General features: G+C 41.5%; 2 protein-coding genes. Both read left to right on the plus strand.

Going from position 1 to position 1,560, the window contains the following annotated elements; all coding sequences use genetic code 11:
* On the plus strand, positions 1 to 698 hold a 698-nt coding region (gene hflC, locus ACYVRH_RS12555; protein WP_461257242.1), incomplete at its 5' end, for a protease modulator HflC.
* A gap of 29 nt (positions 699 to 727) precedes the next feature.
* Positions 728 to 1,560 (plus strand): hypothetical protein (locus ACYVRH_RS12560; protein WP_461257243.1); only part of this gene is annotated, 833 nt, incomplete at its 3' end.

Genomic DNA, 1,560 nt, shown 5'->3' on the forward strand with positions numbered 1-1,560 from the left:
ACCCAAAGAAATTTTATGAGTCGATAAATACCGTAGACGCGGCGTATTCAAAACTTTCAGAAATTATTGATTCTGAAGTGCGTACAGTCGTAGCGGAAAATCCCCTGCGGGAATCGGTGAGAAACTCCAATATTATTATGGAACGCTTGTCGCGTGATGAAGCGGCTGTAATTGGGGAAGGTCTTGAAGTAGATATTTTAAGCACAACAAACCAGTCAAGTTCAAGTTATGAGCCGATTACAAAGGGAAGGAGGCAGCTTGCCGAAGAGATACTCGCGCGCTCACGGCGTATGGTTCCTGAATACGGCATAGAGCTTATTGACGTAGTAACGCGGCAAATCAGTTATTCGCCCGAACTTACGCCGAGCGTTTATGCGCGTATGATAAGGGAAAGAAACCAGATAGCGATGGCTTTCCGTTCCGAGGGCGAAGGGCGGAAAGCCGAGTGGCTTGGAAAAATGGACAATGAAAAGCGTTCTATTCTTTCCGCCGCATATACACAGGCCCAAACGATTATGGGAAACGCGGACGCGAGAGCGGCGAGAATTTACGCTGACGCGTACAACAGGGACAGGGAGAGACAGGTTTTTTATGATTACTGGAGAGCAATTGAATCATATCGTCAGACCATGCCAAAATTTAACAAAACTCTTACTACCGACATGGATTATTTCCGTTATCTTTATTCAACGAGATAACCGTTAAAAATGAGAATAAAAAAGGAATAATGATGGATCAACGAATTTATATTTCAGAAGTAGACAACAAAGCGGCTTTATGTTTTGATACCGGGCTTGATCCGCGATCTTTCGCCCGGACAAAAATGTCTCAGAGTTTGATAGACCCGGGGGTTATTGTTAATCCCGACGGAACACAAGAGACATGGAAAATAACCGGCGTAAATGAAACCGACGGTTTTATGAGGGTTTTTGGACCGTATGTGCCGGGAAAAAGGTTAGATTTACTTTTAGAAGAATTTGGATCATCGCAGTCACCCGAGTTAAAACAGGAAGCCTTGGAAGCAGTAATAAGCTGGAGTAAGGCAAAGATGCTGCTTGGCAATAAACAATCCGCAATAAATCCGGGCGCGTCATTTGTTTCAAAAGAAGGCAATGTTTTTTTTGCTCCTGAGCATATATCCGGACGCTGTCTCTATATTGAAGGCAATGAAATTGACAAATATAATTGCCCCGATTTAACTGGCATGGATGCGACAGCTTTTTGCGCCAGTGTAATGTTATATACAATCCTGACAGGGAATCATCCCTATCTTTCAAAAGATATTTTTCAAGACATGAGAGAAGGTATTTTACTTAACATTGATCTTGCCGCGCCTGGGCTTAACGCGCAATTATCGGAGCTAATTCAAGAGGCGCTTATGCTTCCTGTTGAAAAAAAGAATAAAAAGAATACCATAACAAAAAACGGTATTGAAATTCTTACCGATATTATTGAAATTTTAACGGACAAGGAAAAGAAGGCCGTATCTGTTTCTTCGTTATTCGAAACAGTGTCCCTTGAAAAAGCAAAACAAATTAAAAAAGAAAATAAAAATTATTT

The organism is Treponema sp. R80B11-R83G3, from assembly GCF_054786115.1.